Consider the following 20,591-nt stretch of genomic DNA (forward strand, 5'->3'; position numbering starts at 1 on the left):
CTTTTTAGGGCTAAGGAAAATGTTTTAATCCTTTCTGATCGAAGCCTTCACCTACTTTTTCTCTACCACCCTCACAATATAATTTCGGTTTTAGTAGCTCAAATGCCCTATTTCCTGTCGTAGGAAATAGAATGTGATTGCCTATAGGCCTAGCTACCAAATCCGCTATTTGCAATCCTATTGAATTTTCTTGTTTAGAAATAATTTTAATATTAAATGGAAGTATCTTTTTAAACTTATTCTCTCCAGCGCAAATTCGTCGGAACTCTATTTCTAATTCTTTATCTTCTTTTTTACCCCGACTTTCTACTACAACAAAAGTTAATTTATCCTCTTGCTCCTTTTCTTTTACAAATTCGTATAACGTTTCTAAGCAATGCGTTAGCGAAAAATGATATGGATGAATTTCTTTCTGTTTATTATCCAGTTTTTGCTTTTCAATCACACAGGTAGCAAGAATAAAATTATTTTGTTCAATAATTTCGGATAATCTTCCCATGAATGTTTCCTTTATCTCTTGTGAAGTAAGGATATTGAATGCACCCAACCCTTTTCTAATATCTCTTTCATGTAAAATAACTGAATCATGCCCAAAATAATCAAATTTCAATTTTTGCGTTGCAGGTACTATTCTAGTACGGTAATGATTCTTATAGAAAATACAAAATGCCAATACAAAAATGGGATAATTAGCATCTATGGATGTAAGACTATGATCTCCGCTTTCATCTACATAAACAATAAAATCACTAAATTCTTGACCCATTACTCTTCCCTTACAAACTTATCCGCTAATTCATATATAGCACTGCGTAATTGATTGCGATATTTCATCTTAGGCAAAGTTCTTACTTCTTCACTTTGTGACATCTCTGTATAAACACTACCAGCCTCTTTAATCAAGCTCGTTAACTGATCATTGTCATCAAGGTCTTTCTGCTGAAATTGATGTTGACTAAATAACTGTTGTAGCTGTGTAGTAGTCACAATATCAATAAGCCCCCAATATAAACTGAAGTTAATCAGCTCTGTTTTTTGGCCAACTTTATTTGCTTGCTCAACAATAGAAACACCATCTCTCTTTTGGTTTTCTAAGTTTTTAATACCGAACTCACCTGTCATAATTGCTTTTGACGCATTGACAATACGCTTCGCAAAGCCTCTATCTTCCAGACCATTAGCAAATTTCTCAATTTCTTTCTCTGTGACTTTTGCTTTCTCAGTTTCTCCTGCCTCAATTTGTTCTAATAATGTATTAATCAATTCAGTTAGATAATCATAATTGACTTCAACATCTTTGACATGCGTCATTTTTAGCTCAATCTGTGCGACAGTGACATGCTTAGTATTTGCTAGATGCACCTTAAGCTCATTGGTCAAGGTATTGCTCAGCATACTTTCTTCTTCGCTGCTCATACCTAATTCGTGAATCAATTTGTCTGGATTGTCATAGTCGTATCCAACAGAATCACCATTTTCATCTACCGAAGAGTATTGTTTTAATTTGGCAATATTGGTCGCATAAACACGCAATTGTTCAAACATTTCCCATTTTTTAGCCTCCGAAGGTGGCAATCGAGAAAAATCATCGGTCATATTGCGTAAATCTTCAACAACAGCCTTAGTCTGTTCTAATAGTTCAATGTAGTTAGGTGCGGTAATATGATTTTGAATATTATTTGCTCGCCTTTCCTCATTAGAAAGTTTTGCAGAATCTTTATTGGCATAAATCGCAAGTGCCTGATTCATTAATTCTTCATTATGTGCCGGCCAACGATAATTAACAACTCGTCCCCATGGTTTTTCGCGCATATCAGCCACACGATTTGTACGTGAATATGCCTGAATAAGTCCAGCGCCTTTCAAGGTACGATCAACGTATAAGGTATTGAGTTCTGGAGCATCAAAACCTGTCAACAACTGGTCAACCACAATAACAATATCTAAAAATTGTTTATCTTGCGCTGTGCGGTTCAAACGGCTGGCAACATCTTGTGTATAAGCAGCAACATCCGACATATCAAAAGTAGTATTAAACAATCCATTGTGATGTTGTATTGCTTCAAACAACCCTTGATTAGTAGCTAACATACTGTCGCTATTGCTTGTATTTTGACTAAAAGTTACCGCTACTTTTAACGTAAATTCGCCATTAGCTGCGCGCAATTGGTTAACTCGCTGAAACTCTCGAAAGTACATCATCGCCATAGGTGTACTAGCCTTACCACCTCCGACATGCGTCGTTAGTAATGCATTATATCGAGCACAATTACGCTTATGATCCCAATTGGAACGGTTTTTCCAATGCTTAAAGATATCCTCAACGACTAATCTAACATGCTCAGGATTCTCATCATAAAAACTAGGCTCTACACTGTCATCCATATCTTGCTGAGTCAGATTGGCAATTTTGTGTTCAATCTGTTCATCCGTCCAATTCGGATATTTTTGACGATAGAACTTAGGTAAATAATCCTCTCTCATGCTTTGTTCATTAATAGTAGTTTGAAAGTCGACCTTAAAACCTAATACATTACGATCAGCAATTGCCTCTCGAATAGTATATGCATGAAGTAACTCACCAAAAATATCTTCTGTCCGTAAGCCTTTAGTGGTTTCATCAAACATTGGTGTCCCTGTGTAACCAATCCAGGCGGAATGTTTAAATGCTTTCTGAATAGCTTGGAAATTATCACTACCTGTCGAGCGATGTGCCTCATCTACAATAAATACGATATTTTTATTAGGTGCTTTAAATGAGGCTCTCTTAACAAGCGTATCCAGTTTCTGTACGGACGTAATAATAATCTTACTGCCCTTACTATTTAATTTCCGTTTTAAATCACTTGTATTAGCAGTATCTTCTACACTACCGTCATCTTTTTTTATTCCATCAGGATCATAAGCACGATAATTCTCATTAGTCTGCGTACTTAAGGCAATACGGTCAACCAGAAAAACCACCTTGTCCACATTGGGTAATCGACTTGCTAACCACGCAGTTTTAAAGCTCGTAATCGTCTTACCAGAGCCCGTGGTATGCCAGATATATCCTAATTTATTAAGTGCATGTGAAAAGTCAGTATACTTTAATTTATACATCGCCCTTTGAGTGGCATACACTTGATAAGGACGCATCACTTTTAAAGCTTGCTTATTCTCTGTCCCATCTAGAATCATATAACTTGTGGCCATTTGATGTGCCATAGGGATACTAAGCATCGCATCAGCAAACTCTTGCCATTTATAGATAGGTTTATTATCGTGCGGGCGTTGCCAATTAAAGGCAAAATCTTTATTAAATCGATCTGCTGTCGTATTAGCCATATACTTTACATTATTTGGCGTAATCGCAACCAGAATCTGCACTGTAGAATAAATATCGCTATATTGATTTTCAGCAATATATTGATGCATTTGATTTAACGCTTCATTAATATCCCTTGTTTCTTTTTTTTCTTCGATTTGAATAATAGGTAAACCATTAATAAGCAAGGTTGTATCAAAACATCGATTCTCTTTCCCCGCAATAACCGCTGGGCGCTTCACTTGATTAACAATTTGATAAACTGTATCACCCGCACCGATTTGTTTTTGATCAAAAACAGTCAAAAAAACATGACGATCATCATCTAAATCAATTTCAATTTGAGAAACACCATTAACGCCATACAAAAACTGACCAGCAGCATAGGGGGTTGATAGGTTTGAAATAATTCGTTTGACTTGCTCAAACTCCACAACACTTAATGTTCTACCCAAGGTCTTCTGATTAAGCTTTTCTAAAATCTTTTTAAAATTATCCCATAAAGCTTCTGTTGTCTTAATGTCGGGCTCATATTGCCAAAGCTTCGTACGTACAATGTAATCTCCATGACTCTCCATAAGCAAGCTTTCAGGTGTAATAACACCAGTACATAGATACTCAATAAGTTCTTTTTCAAACGTTGCTTCTGATTTTTTATTGCCTCTCATAACACACTCACCTTGCGTAATTGTTCTAATATTATTAATTGTTCAGCATCTGCACAGCGCTGCTTTAAATACCTTAGTTTTTGTTGTTTAAAGTAAATTTCACCTATTATTTTTTGCATGGATAAGTTTGGTATCCTCGGTAAAACTAAGCTTCTAAGCTGTTGTATCGAATATTTCAGCACTTGAGATCCCTGCAAACTATTTTTTAATTGTTTTCTAATATCAGGATGTTCATTAAGTAAATACACTAAAAACTGAGAATCTATCTGGGGCTCTACGACTAATTTAACGTAGTTCTGTGTATAAAAAAAACCTTGATGCTGCCTACCTACTCTCACCGCTTGACCAGAAATAAGACTAAACAATATATCCCCTGTCGACGTCAAGCTATTAATCTCATCTGAGGTTCTCACCCATTTAGAAAGATTCTGCTGATCCGACTGACATAAATCATCTTCAAGATTGACTTGAGAGTATAAGTAATAGAGCGGAGCGACTTCTGCTTCCTTTACCCTAAACTGTGGCTGTCCACTATAGAATTTCACAACATCGAATAAGTTCATTTTGTGCCTTAAATAAATTACAAAATAATTCTATATAAAGCTTACATAAATGTAAAGTATTATTTCAAGCAACACATAAAAAACTTACCCCCGCTATGGATTATCTCCAATAACGGGGGTAATTTTTAAAAGTATGTAAAATAACGTTCCGTAAAATTCAATTCAACTAATTATTTCACGCAAGCCTTAATCTTAGCTAAATCAGGACCCTCTACAGAACGACCTAAATTAAATGGCACTGATGTCTCACGCCAATCTTTATACTCTTGTAAGTACTCAAGCTGACTTGCATACACTTTAGCCGCATCAGGATTACTGCACGCTACATCAACCATCACTTCATTCGTCACTTCTTGGATTTTCTTCAAGCCCTCATCATCCATACGGTGAATTTCGATACCAGCTTTTTTGAAGGTTTCTAATCCTTTGGTCGCACGCTTTTCAGTATGCGCAAGCGACCATACCATTGTCGCATCTGCAGCAACCTTTAACTTCTCTTTTGCTGTGTCACTTAATGCATCCCAAGCTTGCTTATTAATCATCACTCCAAAAACAGATGCTGATTGATGCCAACCCGGTGTAGCCCAATGCTTTGTCACTTGATGAATACCTGCAGATACATTGACGCTTGGCGTAGAGAATTCTGCGCCGTCAATCACCCCACGCTCTAATGATTGATAAAGTTCTTGACCAGCCATAGATACCTGAATACCACCAATCTTGCCAAGTACTTGACCCTGCTCTAAACCAGATAAACGTAAACGCATCCCTTTGATTTCATCTAAATTACGAATAGGTTTACTTGAATGGAAACCCGCTTCGTTATTCGTTACACCATAAGGTAGGTAGACCATGCCATATTTGCCATAGATTTCATTATAAAGATCAGCACCACCCCACCCTTTAATCCAGTTCACATAATCTGCTGCATTAAAAAGGCTTGTATGCGTTGCCAATGGTGAGAATGCTGGATTACGTCCAGCCCAATAGCCTGGCCAGTCAGCACCCGCTTGAATAGTCCCTGACTCCACAGCACCAAAAACCTCGCCAGATGGTACTAAAGACCCTCCCTCAAAGAACTCAATCTTAACTTCGTCACCTGCAATCTTATTCACCATCTCCACCCACTTTTTGTCGATTTCAATCAACTCAAGTGAGGCAGGCCATGTACTTGTCATGGTCCATTTTTGTGGCGCAGCTTGCGCAAGTGCTGATGCACTCATTAATGCTGCCCCTAATGCAATATTTAATAGTTTTTTAGTTAATTTCATCTTTGTCTCCTAAGAATCTAATCTGAATTATTTAACACTACCATATAAAGTCTCTGGTAGCCATGTCACTAAACCAGGGAAAATTGCCATTAATACACACATTAAAATAATGAGGAAAATAAAAGGCATTACCCCTTTGACAATTTCCATAGTAGCAATAGAAGGCGGCGTAATGGCACGTAAATAGAAAAGCGCATAACCAAATGGCGGCGTGAGGAAAGATGTTTGTAATACAACAGCCACCAAGACCACGAACCACAACAAACCAATTCCCATATCTTGCACAATCGGTAATAGGATAGGGAATGATAATAAAACGATACCCGTCCAATCTAGGAAACATCCCAAAATAAAGACAATTAATAGCATTACTGTTATTAACATCCATGGAGCCATGTCTAGACTACGCATAACGTCTTGTACAGCACCCAAGCCACCCGTAATATTAAATACACCAGTAAACGCTGTGGCACCTACCACAATAAAGAGAATCATCGCTGACGTACGACCTGTTTCGTATAAGGCACTCAAGAAAATATTTAATTTAAACTTACCTCGAGCAATAACGATAAGTAATGACAGTAAACAACCTAAAGCTGAAGCTTCGGTGGCTGTCGCAATACCTGCTAACATCGAGCCTAGAATACCTAAGATTAAAAGAATCGGAGGTACCGCCTCAATAAGCAACATCTTAATCAATTGTGCTTGTGGAATTTTGTCTTCTGGATCAACTGACGGTGCACGCTCAGGGTGACGCCATGCCACATAAACCACCCAAACTGCATAGAGTAGACCTAATGCCACACCTGGAATTAATGCCCCAGCAAATAACTCACCAATAGATAACGGCGAATAACTAGACATCAAAATCAGCATGATTGAAGGAGGGATTAAAATACCTAAACATCCCGAAGCAGCAATCACCCCTGTCGTCAGTCTTGGGCAATACCCATACTTCAACATAGGTCGCAATGCCATCATACCTGTTACGGTAATAGATGCGCCGATGATACCTGTCGTTGCTGCTAATAAAATCGACAAAAATACCACCGCCAATGCAAGACCACCGCGTACACGTGACATCAAAAGACGTAAGGTTTCAAACATCTTATCCGTTACTTCGGAGTCAGATAAAAACCTCGCCATCAAAATAAATAGGGGAATCGCAATTAAGGTGTAATTATCAATCACATCACCATAAATGCGATTGACAACAATACCAAGCACCATCGGTTTACCTGCAGCAAATGCACCGATAACAGCTGTCCCTCCCAACACAAAGGCCAGAGGGTGTCCCATAAATAAACCTACTAAGAGTAGGACACTCATTAATATTGCAATATACTCAGCTGCCATGATGCTCTGCTTCCTTATGGAAAATTAAACGAATTACTGTCACAATGCCCTGAATAAGCAATAATGCAGCAGCGACAACCATCGCCATTTTTAATGGATACACGGGGATTTGTACTGCGCCGTAGGTGGTCTCTCCTTGAGCAAAAGAACGCTCAGCAAAAGCATAGCTACGTGTCAAAAAAATCCACACAAAAGGGAAAAAGAATACCAAATACCCTACAACCTCTACCCATCGTTGTACCGCAGGTGAGAAACGTTGAATAAGCAAATCTACGCGCACATGGGCTTGGTGCTTGAGAGCATACGCTCCTAGCATAATAAAGTAAAATCCATATAGCTGTTTGGTCACATCAAAAGACCAACGAGTAGGCTGATGAAGTGCATAACGCATAAACACTTCGTAAATAATCACACCAGCAAACACGATTGCAAAAAGCGATATCAGTTTACCGATGATTTCATTGATGGAATCAAGAGTTCGTAAAAGCATGATTGATATTAAAAGAGAAATAAACCGTAATAAAAATATACTATTTGTACGCTTGCTTACAATCGGGGTTACCCTTAGATACAGTAGAATCCCTAAGCTAATCATGACTCTTGCTGATGAAATAGACATAAAAAATCCCCTAGAGAACTCTCTCTAGGGGATTTGTTCGGTCAGTGATTAAAATTTAATTCACTATCCTATTCTGCATCACTCTCATCAGAAGATGTGCTTGGCATAGCAAATAACGATGCCATTGCACTTTCTAATGAAACTGGTGCCGCTTGAGTTTCCTCAAAAGGATTCTCTTGAGCACGTTGAGCCATACGATCTTGGTATTCAGCCTCTTCTTTTGCACGACGTGCATTATGGTAAGACAGACCTGTACCCGCTGGGATTAAACGACCTACGATAACGTTTTCTTTTAGTCCACGTAAGTCATCACGTTTACCCATAATCGCTGCTTCAGTTAATACGCGAGTCGTTTCTTGGAACGATGCCGCAGAAATAAACGAATCAGTCGATAAAGAAGCTTTCGTAATGCCTAGTAGAACATTCTCGTAAGTAGCTTCACGCTTATCTTCAGCACGAACAAGATCATTTTCGTTCAGCATAGCTGAGCGCTCAACTTGTTCACCTGGGATAAACGATGTATCACCAGAGTCAACGATATTTACACGACGTAGCATTTGACGAACAATCACTTCAATGTGTTTGTCATTAATTTTCACGCCTTGTAAACGGTAAACGTCTTGTACTTCGTTCACGATGTATTGTGCAAGTGCTTCAATACCTTTTAAGCGAAGGATATCATGTGGGTCGGCTGGACCGTCAACGATAAGCTCACCTTGGTTCACTACTTGACCGTCATGTACGAGTACTTGTTTTTCCTTAGGAATCAACAATTCATGCGTTGTACCATCAACTTTTGTGATGATTAAGCGCTGTTTACCTTTAGTATCTTTACCGAATGATACCGTACCAGTCACATCTGCAAGAATACCCGCCTCTTTTGGTGAACGTGCTTCGAATAACTCAACCACTCGTGGAAGACCACCGGTAATATCACGTGTTTTTTGTGATTCTTGAGGAATACGTGCAAGTACTTCACCTACATCCACGTCTTGACCGTCACGCACAGTAATCAATGCACCCACAGGGAATGTAATGTTTACTGAGTGGTCAGAACCAACGATTTTCACCTCTTCACCTTGCTCATTTAAAAGCTTGATTTGTGGGCGAAGTGCTGATTTACCAGAACGTGATTTCGGTGTAATTACCACAAGTGTCGATAAACCTGTTACCTCATCCACTTGTTTAGCAACCGTTACACCTTCTTCAATATTCTCGAAGCGAACTTTACCTTTGTACTCAGAAACGATAGGACGAGTTAATGGATCCCATGTCGCTAACTGAGCACCTGCCTTAACTTGGTTACCATCACCTACAAGTACTGTCGCACCATAAGGAATCTTATGACGCTCACGTTCACGGTTTTGATCGTCATAAACAACAATCTCACCTGAACGGGAAATCGCAATACGCTCGCCTTTTGCATTGGTCACATAACGCATGCTCCCTGTGAAACCAACGTGGCCTGCTGACTTTGTTTCTACAGCAGATGCCAATGATGCACGAGAAGCCGCACCACCAATGTGGAAAGTACGCATGGTTAACTGTGTACCTGGCTCACCGATAGATTGTGCAGCGATAACACCGACTGCCTCACCTGTGTTCACTAAGTAACCACGACCTAAATCACGACCATAACAATGAGCACATAAACCACGACGTGTTTCACACGTTAACGGTGTGCGGATTTTCACCTCATCGATACCTAATTTATCGATAAGCTCAACCTTATCCTCATCTAATAATGTATTAGCAAAGATAACAGTTTCTTGTGTATCTGGATTAACGATATCCGCAGCAGTCACACGACCTAATACACGCTCACGCAATGGTTCGATAACTTCACCACCCTCAACAAGCGCTTTCATCACATAGCCATTTCGTGTACCGCAATCTTGCTCTGTAATCACTAAGTCTTGTGTCACGTCTACTAGACGACGTGTTAAGTAACCTGAGTTCGCTGTTTTTAACGCAGTATCAGCAAGACCTTTACGTGCACCGTGAGTTGAAATGAAGTACTGAAGTACGTTTAGACCTTCACGGAAGTTCGCTGTAATTGGCGTTTCAATAATCGAACCGTCTGGTTTTGCCATCAAACCACGCATACCCGCTAACTGACGAATCTGAGCGACCGAACCACGGGCACCAGAGTCCGCCATCATATAAATCGAGTTAAATGACTCTTGACGAGTTTCTTCACCAAAACGATTAATAACAGGCTCTGTAGAAAGTTGCTCCATCATCACTTTAGCAACCTTATCACCAGCTTTACCCCAAATATCCACTACGTTGTTGTAGCGCTCTTGCTTAGTTACAAGACCAGAAGAGTATTGACTGTCAATCTCTTTAACTTCTGCACTTGCTTCTGCTAAAATTTCATCTTTCGCTTTTGGAATAACCATATCACCCATAGCGATAGAGATACCCGCACGAGTCGCCAAACGGAAACCTGCTTGTAATAACTTATCGGCAAAAATCACTGTGTCACGTAAACCGCAACGACGGAATGATTGGTTAATTAAACGCGAAATTTCTTTCTTCTTCAGCGCTTTATTCAATACGCTAAATGGAAGACCTTTCGGTAAAATTTCTGAAAGTAACGCACGACCTACTGTCGTTTCGAAACGGCGTAAGACAGGTTGGAATTCGCCATTAGCGTCTTTTTCATATTCATTTAAACGTACGGTAACACGGCTTTGTAAACCTACTTCACCGCTGTTATACGCACGTAACATCTCTTGGATATCAGCAAAGAACATGCCTTCGCCTTTACCATTGATACGTTCACGCGTTGTATAGTAAAGACCCAATACCGTATCCTGTGATGGTACGATAGATGGTTCACCAGACGCTGGGAACAATACGTTATTTGATGCCAACATCAATGTACGCACTTCCATTTGTGCCTCTAATGATAAAGGCACGTGTACCGCCATTTGGTCACCGTCAAAGTCCGCGTTAAACGCCGCACACACGAGTGGGTGTAACTGAATCGCTTTACCTTCAATTAATTGTGGCTCAAACGCTTGAATACCTAAACGGTGTAGCGTTGGCGCACGGTTAAGCATCACAGGGTGTTCACGAATAACCTCTTCAAGAATATCCCATACCACTGCTTCTTGCGTTTCTACCATTTTCTTAGCAGCACGGAATGTTGATGCTAAACCTAAGGCTTTTAAACGATTGAAAATAAATGGTTTAAACAACTCTAATGCCATCAATTTTGGTAAACCACATTGATGAAGTTTAAGTTGTGGGCCTACTGTAATTACCGAACGACCAGAGTAGTCTACACGCTTACCTAATAGGTTTTGACGGAAACGACCACCCTTACCTTTAATCATATCAGCCAGTGATTTTAATTGACGCTTATTAGGTCCTGTCATCGCTTTACCACGACGACCGTTATCTAATAATGAATCAACGGCCTCTTGCAACATACGTTTTTCGTTGCGAAGAATGATTTCAGGGGCTTTTAATTCGATTAAGCGTTTTAGACGGTTATTACGGTTAATCACGCGACGATATAAATCGTTAAGATCAGATGTCGCAAAACGACCGCCGTCTAGCGGAACCAATGGACGTAAATCAGGAGGAAGCACAGGAAGTACTTCCATAATCATCCATTCTGGTTTTAAGCCGGACTTCTGGAAACCTTCAATAACTTTAAGACGCTTAGAAATTTTCTTAACTTTAGCATCTGACTTTGTTGTATCTAATGAAGAGCGTAATAATTCCGCCTCTTTATCAATATCAATGGTACGTAGCAATTCACGAATCGCTTCTGCGCCCATCAATGCAACAAAATCATCACCATATTCTTCGGTCTTAGCAAAGTACTCATCATCGCTCATGATTTGACCACGTTTTAACGGAGTCATACCAGGATCAATAACGCACCATGCTTCAAAATACAATACACGCTCGATATCGCGTAATGTCATATCAAGAACCATACCTAAACGAGAAGGTAAGCTCTTTAAGAACCAAATATGCGCTACTGGACTTGCCAGTTCGATATGACCCATACGTTCACGACGAACTTTAGTAACCGTTACTTCAACACCGCATTTTTCACAAATCACACCACGATGTTTCAAGCGTTTATACTTACCGCATAAACACTCATAATCTTTAGTTGGACCAAAGATTTTCGCGCAGAATAAACCATCACGTTCAGGTTTGAACGTACGATAGTTAATTGTCTCTGGCTTACGGACTTCACCGTAAGACCAAGAGCGAATTTTATCCGGAGACGCGATGCCAATCTTAATGGCATCAAACTGTTCATCCGTAGAAATTTGTTTGTAGAGGTTAAGTAATCCGTTCATTATTTTTTACCCTCCAATTCCATATCTAATGCCAACGAGCGAATCTCTTTGACTAATACATTAAATGATTCTGGCATACCTGCATCAATCATATGATCGCCTTCTACGATATTTTCGTAGACTTTGGTACGACCTGTAATATCGTCAGATTTCACCGTTAACATCTCTTGTAGTGTATAAGACGCACCATATGCCTCAAGTGCCCACACCTCCATCTCACCAAAACGTTGACCACCGTTTTGCGCTTTACCGCCTAATGGTTGTTGCGTTACTAATGAGTATGGACCTGTAGAACGAGCATGCATCTTATCATCTACTAAGTGATGAAGTTTGAGGTAGTGCATATAACCAATCGTTACTGGACGTTCAAATGGTTCACCCGTACGACCATCAATTAAGTAAGCTTGTGTACGAGAATCCGTTAAATTCAAACGTTCTTTTACTTCTGCTGGGTACGCTAACTCTAACATCTGCGTAATTTCTTCCTCAGTTGCACCATCAAATACTGGTGTTGCTAATGGAAGACCTTTCTTCAGATTATGAGCCATGGCAAGAATTTGCTCATCCGTTAATTTATCTAAAGCCTCTTTCTTACCTGTAGAGTTATACACGGTATCTAAGAACTTACGTACTTCAGCAATTTGAACATTACGCTCATCTGCCAACATATCCGCAATACGTTGACCTACACCTTTAGCAGCCCAACCTAAATGAACCTCTAATACCTGACCCACGTTCATACGTGATGGTACGCCTAATGGGTTCAATACGATGTCCGCTGGTGTACCGTCAGCCATATGAGGCATATCTTCGACTGGTAGAATGCGAGAAACCACACCCTTATTACCATGACGACCTGCCATCTTATCACCAGGTTGTAAGCGACGTTTAACAGCGATAAACACTTTAACCATCTTGCGAACACCCGGAGGGAGTTCATCACCTTGCGTCAACTTCTTACGTTTTTCTTCGAAGTTTAAGTCAAACTCATGACGTTTGTTCTCAATAGACTCTTTAGCCTGTTCAAGAACAACCGCTGCGTCCTCGTCCGCTAGACGAATATCAAACCAATGCCATGGCGTTACTTTCTCTAGGTAGTCTGCTGTAATCACAGTACCCTTAGCTAATTGATTTGGACCACCGTTTGCTTTCTTACCAATTAATACTTTGCGTAAGCGATCAAACATATCCGCTTCAACAATCGATAATTGCGAATTCAAGTCTTGACGGTAGCGACGTAACTCATCATCAATAATAGACTGAGCACGTTTATCACGCTCAACACCTTTACCCGTCAATACTTGTACGTCAATAACTGTACCTACCATACCTGACGGTACACGTAGAGAAGTATCTTTTACGTCAGAGGCTTTCTCACCGAAAATCGCACGTAAAAGCTTTTCTTCTGGTGTTAATTGCGTTTCGCCTTTAGGTGTTACTTTACCCACCAATACGTCGTCAGCACGCACTTCTGCACCGATATATACGATACCAGACTCATCTAAACGATTTAATTGTGCTTCAGGTAAATTTGAAATATCGCGAGTGATTTCTTCATCACCTAACTTGGTTTCTCGAGCCTGAACAGTCAATTCTTCGATATGAATTGATGTATAGCGGTCATCCGCCACCACTTTTTCAGAAATTAGAATCGAGTCCTCAAAGTTATAACCATTCCAAGGCATAAAGGCGATTAACATATTTTGACCTAATGCTAACTCACCTAAGTCAGTCGAAGCACCGTCAGCTAATACGTCACCACGAGCAACATGGTCACCAATATTCACAATTGGACGTTGGTTAATGTTCGTATTTTGGTTAGAACGTGTGTACTTAGTTAGATTATAGATATCTACGCCCACACCACCCGATGTATTTTCGCTATCGTTCACACGGATTACAACACGATCCGCATCCACATAATCAACGATACCACCACGAGTAGCTTGAACCGCAGTACCAGAGTCTACTGCTACAGTACGCTCAATACCTGTACCTACTAATGGTTTTTCAGGACGTAAGCAAGGAACCGCTTGACGTTGCATGTTGGCACCCATCAATGCACGGTTCGCGTCATCATGCTCAAGGAAAGGAATCAATGAAGCCGCTACCGACACGATTTGCGAAGGAGCAACGTCCATGTATTGAACTTTCTCAGGAGACATTAACATTGTCTCACCAGCTTCACGACACGCAATTAAGTCATCTACAAAATGACCTTCTTCATCTAACTGCGCATTCGCCTGAGCAATCACATATTTACTCTCTTCGATAGCCGATAAGTATTCAATAATTTGTGTAACTTTACCATCCACTACTTTACGATATGGTGTCTCTAAGAAACCATACTCATTTAAGCGAGCGAACAATGCCATAGAGTTAATCAAACCAATGTTTGGACCCTCTGGTGTTTCAATTGGACACACACGACCGTAATGCGTTGGATGTACGTCACGTACCTCGAAACCTGCACGTTCACGAGTCAAGCCCCCCTGACCTAATGCTGATACACGACGTTTATGTGTAATTTCAGACAATGGGTTGGTTTGATCCATGAACTGAGATAATTGGTTAGAACCAAAGAACTCTTTAATAGCCGCAGAAATAGGTTTAGAGTTAATCAAATCATTTGGTAAAAGATTTTCTGATTCAGCTTGACCTAAACGATCCTTAACTGCACGTTCAACACGCACTAAACCAGCACGGAATTGATTCTCAGCAAGCTCACCTACACAACGTACACGACGGTTACCTAAGTGGTCGATATCATCAATCTCACCACGACCATTGCGCAAATCAACAAGCACTTTAATAGTATCTAGGATATCTTCGTCTGTTAATGTCAATGGACCTTCTGTATTAGCACCACGACCTAAACGACTATTCACTTTCATACGACCAACCGCAGAAAGATCATAAGACTCTTCGCTGTAGAATAAACGTTGGAACAATGCTTCAACAGCTTCTTCGGTTGGAGGCTCACCAGGACGCATCATACGGTAAATCGCTACACGTGCAGCCATTTGGTCTGGCGTATCATCAGTAGCTAAGGTTGCTGAAATATATGCACCATGTTCTAACTCATGCGTATAGATGGTTTCGAACTTCTTCACACCTGCTGTGCGTAATGAAATCAATAAAGCTTCTGTGATTTCTGCATTAGCGTGTGCTAAGACTTCACCTGTATCAGGATCAGTAATCGTTTTTGCAATCACACGACCTAATAGGAACTCATCAGGAACAGAGATTTGCTCTAATTTTGCATTCGCAATATCACGTAAATTTTTTGCATTGATACGCTTATCTTTCTCAATAAGAACATTACCTTTTTTATCAGTAATATCAAAACGAGCAACCTCACCTTTCCAACGAGAAGGTACAAATGCCAATACAGCACCGTCATCACGAAGATCAAAGTGATCATTTTCAAAGAATGTCGCTAAAATTTGATCATTATTCAGACCAATTGCTTTTAGTAGTGTAGTCACTGGCATTTTACGACGACGGTCGATACGGAAGTATAAGAAATCCTTCGGATCGAACTCAAAGTCTAGCCAAGAACCACGGTAAGGAATAACGCGTGCAGAGAATAATAATTTACTTGAGCTATGGTTCTTACCACGGTCATGTTCAAAGAACACCCCTGGAGAACGGTGTAATTGCGATACGATTACACGTTCGGTACCATTAATAATGAAAGAACCAGTATCCGTCATTAGAGGCATATCGCCCATATAGACTTCTTCTTCTTTCACTTCTTTAACGGTAGGTTTACTTGCCTCACGGTCAAGCAACTCTAGACGCACTTTAGCGTATAGTGAAGAGTGATACGTCAAACCACGTAATTGACATTCTTTCACGTCAAATACAGGATCGCGTAAAGTGTAGCCAACAAACTCTAAACGAGCGTTGCCATTCGCACTCACGATTGGAAAAATTGAATTAAAAGCAGCTTGCAAACCTTCGTTCTTGCGTTTTTGCGCACTTATATTTTGTTGCAAAAATGCACGATATGAATGTAGCTGTGTCTCTAACAGGTATGGAACATCCTGAACTTCTTCGCGTTTAGCAAAGCTTTTACGGATACGTTTTATTTCTGTATACGAGTAAGGCATGAGCACTCCGACTCGAGATGGTTGTAGGAATTATGGCCAGTCCATAATTCTAGGGATTTACGACTTCAGAAAAAACCACTCTCTGACCCTTATCAACAAGGGGATTTTTAAGCTGATTGAAATGTTTTTTTCGAAAGACGCAAAAACCCGAAGAGGGCTAAAAAGCTCTCTCCGGGGGGTGATTCTAAAAATAGAATTATTTCAATTCTACTTTAGCACCAGCTTCTTCTAGTTTCTTCTTAGCTTCTTCAGCTTCAGCTTTAGCTAGACCTTCTTTCAATGGTTTTGGAGCACCATCAACTAAGTCTTTAGCTTCTTTTAAGCCTAAACCAGTGATTTCACGTACAACTTTAATTACGTTCACTTTTGAAGAACCAGCATCAGCTAGAACTAGAGTAAATTCAGTTTGTTCTGCAGCAGCAGCGCCACCAGCAGCAGGACCTGCAGCAACGGCAACAGCAGCAGCCGATACACCAAATTTCTCTTCAAATGCTTTAACTAAGTCGTTTAGTTCCATTACAGTTAATGAACCAACTGCTTCTAAAATGTCTTCTTTAGTAATAGCCATGCTATTAAACTCCTAAATATTGATAATCTAATCTATTAAATTGAATAAAATCGTTAATTAAGCGGCTTCTTCGCCTGCTTTTTTCTCTGCCAAAGCGGCCAAACCACGAGCCATGCCAGACAATGGAGCTTGCATAACAAATAGTAGTTTTGACAATAGTTCTTCACGGCTAGGAATAGACGCTAACTCTGTAACTTGAGCAGCGTTTAATAATTCACCATTGTAAGAACCAGCTTTCAAGACGATTTTATCTTCTTGTTTCGCGAATTGGTGTAATACTTTTGCAGCAGCTACCGCATCTTCAGATGCAGCATATACTAGAGGACCAACCATTTGATCCGCTAAGTTTGCAAAAGGAGTACCTTCTACTGCACGACGAGCTAATGTGTTTTTAAGAACGCGTAAATAAACACCTTCTTTACGAGCATTAACACGTAATTCAGTCATACTGGCAACACTAATACCGCGGTATTCAGCTACAACCATAGTTTGAGCATTAGCAATAGCAGCGCTAACCTCTTCTACAGCAGCTTTCTTGGCTTCAATATTGAGACTCAAGGTCTACCTCCGACTGTTAATAAAAGAAATACAGGATTGTATTCCCACCAGCGCGGCAACCTAAAAAGACATTTACAAGTAAACTTGTTTATATTCTTTCAGGACTACCGTCTGCGTAGGGCCAAAATGGATTAAATCAGGGATCCCTACGGTCTTGGACATCTACTTAATTAATATTTAAGTAGTCCATTATTTAGGTGGTATAACGAATTATACCACCTAAAGAATTAGTTTGTTGCTACAGAAGCTGTATCAACTTTAGCACCACCACCCATTGTAGATGATACGGCTAATTTACGTAGATACACGCCTTTTGCTGCAGCTGGACGAGCTTTATTTAGTGCGTCAACTAAAGCTAATAAGTTTTGCTGTAATTGCTCTACACCGAAAGATGCACGACCGATTGTTGCGTGGATGATACCTGCTTTATCAGTACGATATTGAACTTGACCCGCTTTTGCATTTTTAACAGCTGTCGCTACGTCAGGAGTTACAGTACCAACTTTTGGGTTAGGCATTAAACCACGTGGGCCTAATACTGTACCTAAAGTACCCACAACACGCATAGTGTCTGGAGAAGCAATAACGATATCAAAATCGATGTTACCTGCTTTAACTTGGTCAGCTAAATCTTCCATTCCTACGATATCTGCACCAGCTGCTTTTGCTTGTTCAGCTTTTTCACCTTGAGCAAATACAGCAACACGCACTGATTTACCAGTACCTGCTGGTAGAACTACTGAACCACGTACTAATTGGTCAGATTTCTTAGGATCGATACCTAGTTGAACAGCAACGTCAATAGACTCATCGAACTTAGCTGTTGCAGTTTCTTTGACTAAAGCTAAAGCTTCAGCAACTGGGTATAATTTAGTGCGATCAATTTTCGCTGCAATAGCTGCAGCACGTTTAGATAATTTCGCCATGATTATACGCCCTCAACAGTAACACCCATACTACGCGCACTACCAGCGATAGTACGAACTGCTGCGTCTAAGTCAGCTGCAGTTAAGTCTGGAGATTTAGTTTTTGCAATTTCTTCTGCTTGTGCACGAGTTAATTTACCTACTTTATCTAAGTGAGGACGTGCAGAACCAGATTGAATACCAGCAGCTTTCTTAATAAGAATACTTGCTGGAGGGGTTTTCATCACGAATGTGAATGATTTATCTGCGTAAGCAGTAATAACAACTGGAATTGGTAAACCTGGTTCCATGCCTTGTGTTTTAGCATTGAACGCTTTACAGAATTCCATAATGTTTAGACCACGTTGACCTAATGCAGGACCAATCGGTGGTGATGGGTTTGCTTTACCAGCTGGTACTTGCAGCTTGATGAAGCCGACGATTTTCTTCGCCATATTTATGCTCCTTACGGGTTATACGCCTATTGGCTCCCCGGGGTTAAAAAAATCAAGTTAAAAATCAAATAGTTTTTTCAACTTGGCTAAAATCTAATTCTACCGGTGTACTACGACCGAAAATCATAACGTTCACACGAACCTTATTTTTCTCGTAGTTAACTTCTTCAACGACACCATTAAAGTCAGCGAACGGACCTTCTTTAATACGAAGAGACTCACCCACTTCAAATAGTACCTTAGGACGTGGTTTCTCGCCACCTTCCTCGATTTGTGATAACAAACGCTCTACTTCATGCTTAGGAATTGGTGTTGGGCGCGAATTCGCACCACCACCCAAGAACCCTGTTACACGAGGCGTACTCTTTACAAGATGCCACGCTTCGTCAGAGAACTCCATCTCAACCAGAACATAACCTGGGAAAATTCGACGTTCACTAACTGCGCGAGTGCCTCCACGGCTCTCTACCACCTCTTCTGTTGGTACAAGAATACGACCAAAAGAATTGCTTAAACCCTGTTGTTCAATACGCTCTAATAAAGAACTATGAACTTTTTTCTCCATACCAGAGAAAACGTGTACTACATACCAACGCATACTCATAAGTTGTCCTTAGTTCCAACCTAGAACGACGCCATACACGATCCAAGTGATGAGCTTATCAATCACCCAAAGTAAAATAGCCATGACCGATACAAAGGCAAATACAATGCCGGTCATTTGAATGGTTTCTTTACGTGTAGGCCATACAACACGCTTCATTTCGTTGTACGAACCTGTCGCAAAACCAAATGCACGCTTACCTGTCTCGCTCATTGCAAATAAAGCAACAGCCAGAACCAGTCCAGCAACGAACATTCCTAAACGAGCGTAGATATTATAATCAGTGAAGAATGAATAAGCAAAAATTCCAGCAATCAACATAACAATTGCTAGAACTACTTTAACTTTATCACCTGAATTTGAAACGGTTTCGACTTGGCTACTGTTTGACATATTCTTTTATGCGGTAAAGACCGCTTTATGTGGCAGGGGCAGTAGGAATCGAACCTACAACCTTCGGTTTTGGAGACCGACGCTCTGCCAATTGAGCTATACCCCTATCGTGACGCCTGATTTACAAGCGTCCGAGTAGTCTACACGACTACTCGACTTTTTACAAGAATAATTTAAAAATTTTTAAATTATTTTGTGATTTTAGATACAACGCCAGCGCCTACTGTACGACCGCCTTCACGAATCGCAAAACGTAGACCTTCTTCCATCGCGATTGGAGCGATTAATTCAACTTCCATCGCTACGTTATCGCCTGGTAATACCATCTCTTTGTCCGCTGGTAATGTAATTGTACCTGTTACGTCCGTTGTACGGAAGTAGAACTGTGGACGGTAACCTTGGAAGAATGGTGTGTGACGACCACCCTCTTCTTTCGAAAGGATATACACCTCTGCTGAGAAGTTTGTGTGTGGCTTGATTGAACCTGGTTTCGCTAATACTTGACCACGCTCTACGTCTTCACGCTTCGTACCACGTAGTAATAAACCTACGTTATCACCCGCTTGACCTTCGTCTAGTAACTTACGGAACATCTCAACGCCTGTACACGTTGTTTTTGCTGTTTCGCGGATACCTACGATTTCAATCTCTTCACCCACTTTAATGATACCACGCTCAATACGGCCTGTTACCACTGTACCACGACCAGAAATAGAGAATACGTCCTCTACTGGCATCAAGAATGTACCATCAACTGCACGCTCTGGTGTTGGAATGTATGAGTCTAACGCTTCAGCTAACGCTAAAATCGCTTGCTTACCTAAAGGACCTTCGTCGCCCTCTAACGCTAATTTAGCAGAACCTTTAACGATTGGTGT

The 20,591-nt window shown here is 40.4% G+C and carries 15 protein-coding genes and 1 tRNA gene; all 16 read right to left on the reverse strand.

What is annotated here, in order from left to right:
• Window positions 1-10: 10 nt before the first annotated feature.
• Window positions 11-766 (reverse strand): DUF3800 domain-containing protein, encoded by a 756-nt coding sequence (locus HKX39_RS10015; RefSeq protein WP_171681188.1) that lies wholly within the window; start codon window positions 764-766, stop codon window positions 11-13.
• A complete protein-coding gene (locus HKX39_RS10020) occupies window positions 766-3,975 on the reverse strand; it encodes a type I restriction endonuclease subunit R (protein WP_171681189.1) in 3,210 nt (1,069 codons plus the stop codon). The genes HKX39_RS10015 and HKX39_RS10020 overlap by 1 nt, the downstream gene beginning before the upstream one ends.
• Window positions 3,972-4,538 (reverse strand): restriction endonuclease subunit S domain-containing protein, encoded by a 567-nt coding sequence (locus HKX39_RS10025; protein ID WP_171681190.1) that lies wholly within the window; start codon window positions 4,536-4,538, stop codon window positions 3,972-3,974. The genes HKX39_RS10020 and HKX39_RS10025 overlap by 4 nt, the downstream gene beginning before the upstream one ends.
• Window positions 4,539-4,708: 170 nt before the next feature.
• Window positions 4,709-5,809 (reverse strand): TRAP transporter substrate-binding protein DctP, encoded by a 1,101-nt coding sequence (gene dctP, locus HKX39_RS10030; RefSeq protein WP_171681191.1) that lies wholly within the window; start codon window positions 5,807-5,809, stop codon window positions 4,709-4,711.
• Between the two features lie 27 nt (window positions 5,810-5,836).
• On the reverse strand, window positions 5,837-7,165 hold the full coding sequence (locus HKX39_RS10035) for a TRAP transporter large permease (protein WP_171681192.1): 1,329 nt from the start codon (window positions 7,163-7,165) through the stop codon (window positions 5,837-5,839).
• A complete protein-coding gene (locus HKX39_RS10040) occupies window positions 7,155-7,655 on the reverse strand; it encodes a TRAP transporter small permease subunit (protein ID WP_171681193.1) in 501 nt (166 codons plus the stop codon). Before HKX39_RS10040 ends, HKX39_RS10035 begins: the two co-directional genes overlap by 11 nt.
• A 197-nt stretch (window positions 7,656-7,852) precedes the next feature.
• Window positions 7,853-12,115, reverse strand: coding sequence for a DNA-directed RNA polymerase subunit beta' (gene rpoC / locus HKX39_RS10045; RefSeq protein ID WP_171681194.1), 4,263 nt, complete (start codon window positions 12,113-12,115; stop codon window positions 7,853-7,855).
• Complete coding sequence (gene rpoB, locus HKX39_RS10050; protein WP_171681195.1) at window positions 12,115-16,230, reverse strand: DNA-directed RNA polymerase subunit beta; 4,116 nt, start codon at window positions 16,228-16,230, stop codon at window positions 12,115-12,117. Before rpoB ends, rpoC begins: the two co-directional genes overlap by 1 nt.
• A gap of 196 nt (window positions 16,231-16,426) precedes the next feature.
• Window positions 16,427-16,798 (reverse strand): 50S ribosomal protein L7/L12, encoded by a 372-nt coding sequence (gene rplL / locus HKX39_RS10055; protein WP_171681196.1) that lies wholly within the window; start codon window positions 16,796-16,798, stop codon window positions 16,427-16,429.
• A gap of 57 nt (window positions 16,799-16,855) precedes the next feature.
• Complete coding sequence (rplJ, locus tag HKX39_RS10060) at window positions 16,856-17,356, reverse strand: 50S ribosomal protein L10 (protein WP_171681197.1); 501 nt, start codon at window positions 17,354-17,356, stop codon at window positions 16,856-16,858.
• A gap of 227 nt (window positions 17,357-17,583) precedes the next feature.
• On the reverse strand, window positions 17,584-18,282 hold the full coding sequence (gene rplA / locus HKX39_RS10065; RefSeq protein ID WP_171681198.1) for a 50S ribosomal protein L1: 699 nt from the start codon (window positions 18,280-18,282) through the stop codon (window positions 17,584-17,586).
• 2 nt (window positions 18,283-18,284) lie between these two features.
• On the reverse strand, window positions 18,285-18,716 hold the full coding sequence (rplK, locus tag HKX39_RS10070) for a 50S ribosomal protein L11 (protein ID WP_171681199.1): 432 nt from the start codon (window positions 18,714-18,716) through the stop codon (window positions 18,285-18,287).
• 64 nt (window positions 18,717-18,780) lie between these two features.
• Window positions 18,781-19,320 carry a transcription termination/antitermination protein NusG gene (gene nusG, locus HKX39_RS10075; protein ID WP_171681200.1) on the reverse strand — a complete coding sequence of 180 codons (540 nt, stop codon included), beginning with the start codon at window positions 19,318-19,320 and terminating at the stop codon, window positions 18,781-18,783.
• Between the two features lie 9 nt (window positions 19,321-19,329).
• Window positions 19,330-19,713 (reverse strand): preprotein translocase subunit SecE, encoded by a 384-nt coding sequence (gene secE / locus HKX39_RS10080; protein ID WP_171681201.1) that lies wholly within the window; start codon window positions 19,711-19,713, stop codon window positions 19,330-19,332.
• Between the two features lie 30 nt (window positions 19,714-19,743).
• Window positions 19,744-19,819: transfer RNA gene (locus tag HKX39_RS10085), tRNA-Trp, on the reverse strand.
• Window positions 19,820-19,901: 82 nt separating this feature from the next.
• Window positions 19,902-20,591 (reverse strand): EF-Tu C-terminal domain-related protein (locus HKX39_RS10090; protein WP_246225934.1); only part of this gene is annotated, 690 nt, incomplete at its 5' end.

The organism is Pelistega suis (genome assembly GCF_013133795.1).
GTDB lineage: Bacteria > Pseudomonadota > Gammaproteobacteria > Burkholderiales > Burkholderiaceae_B > Taylorella > Taylorella suis.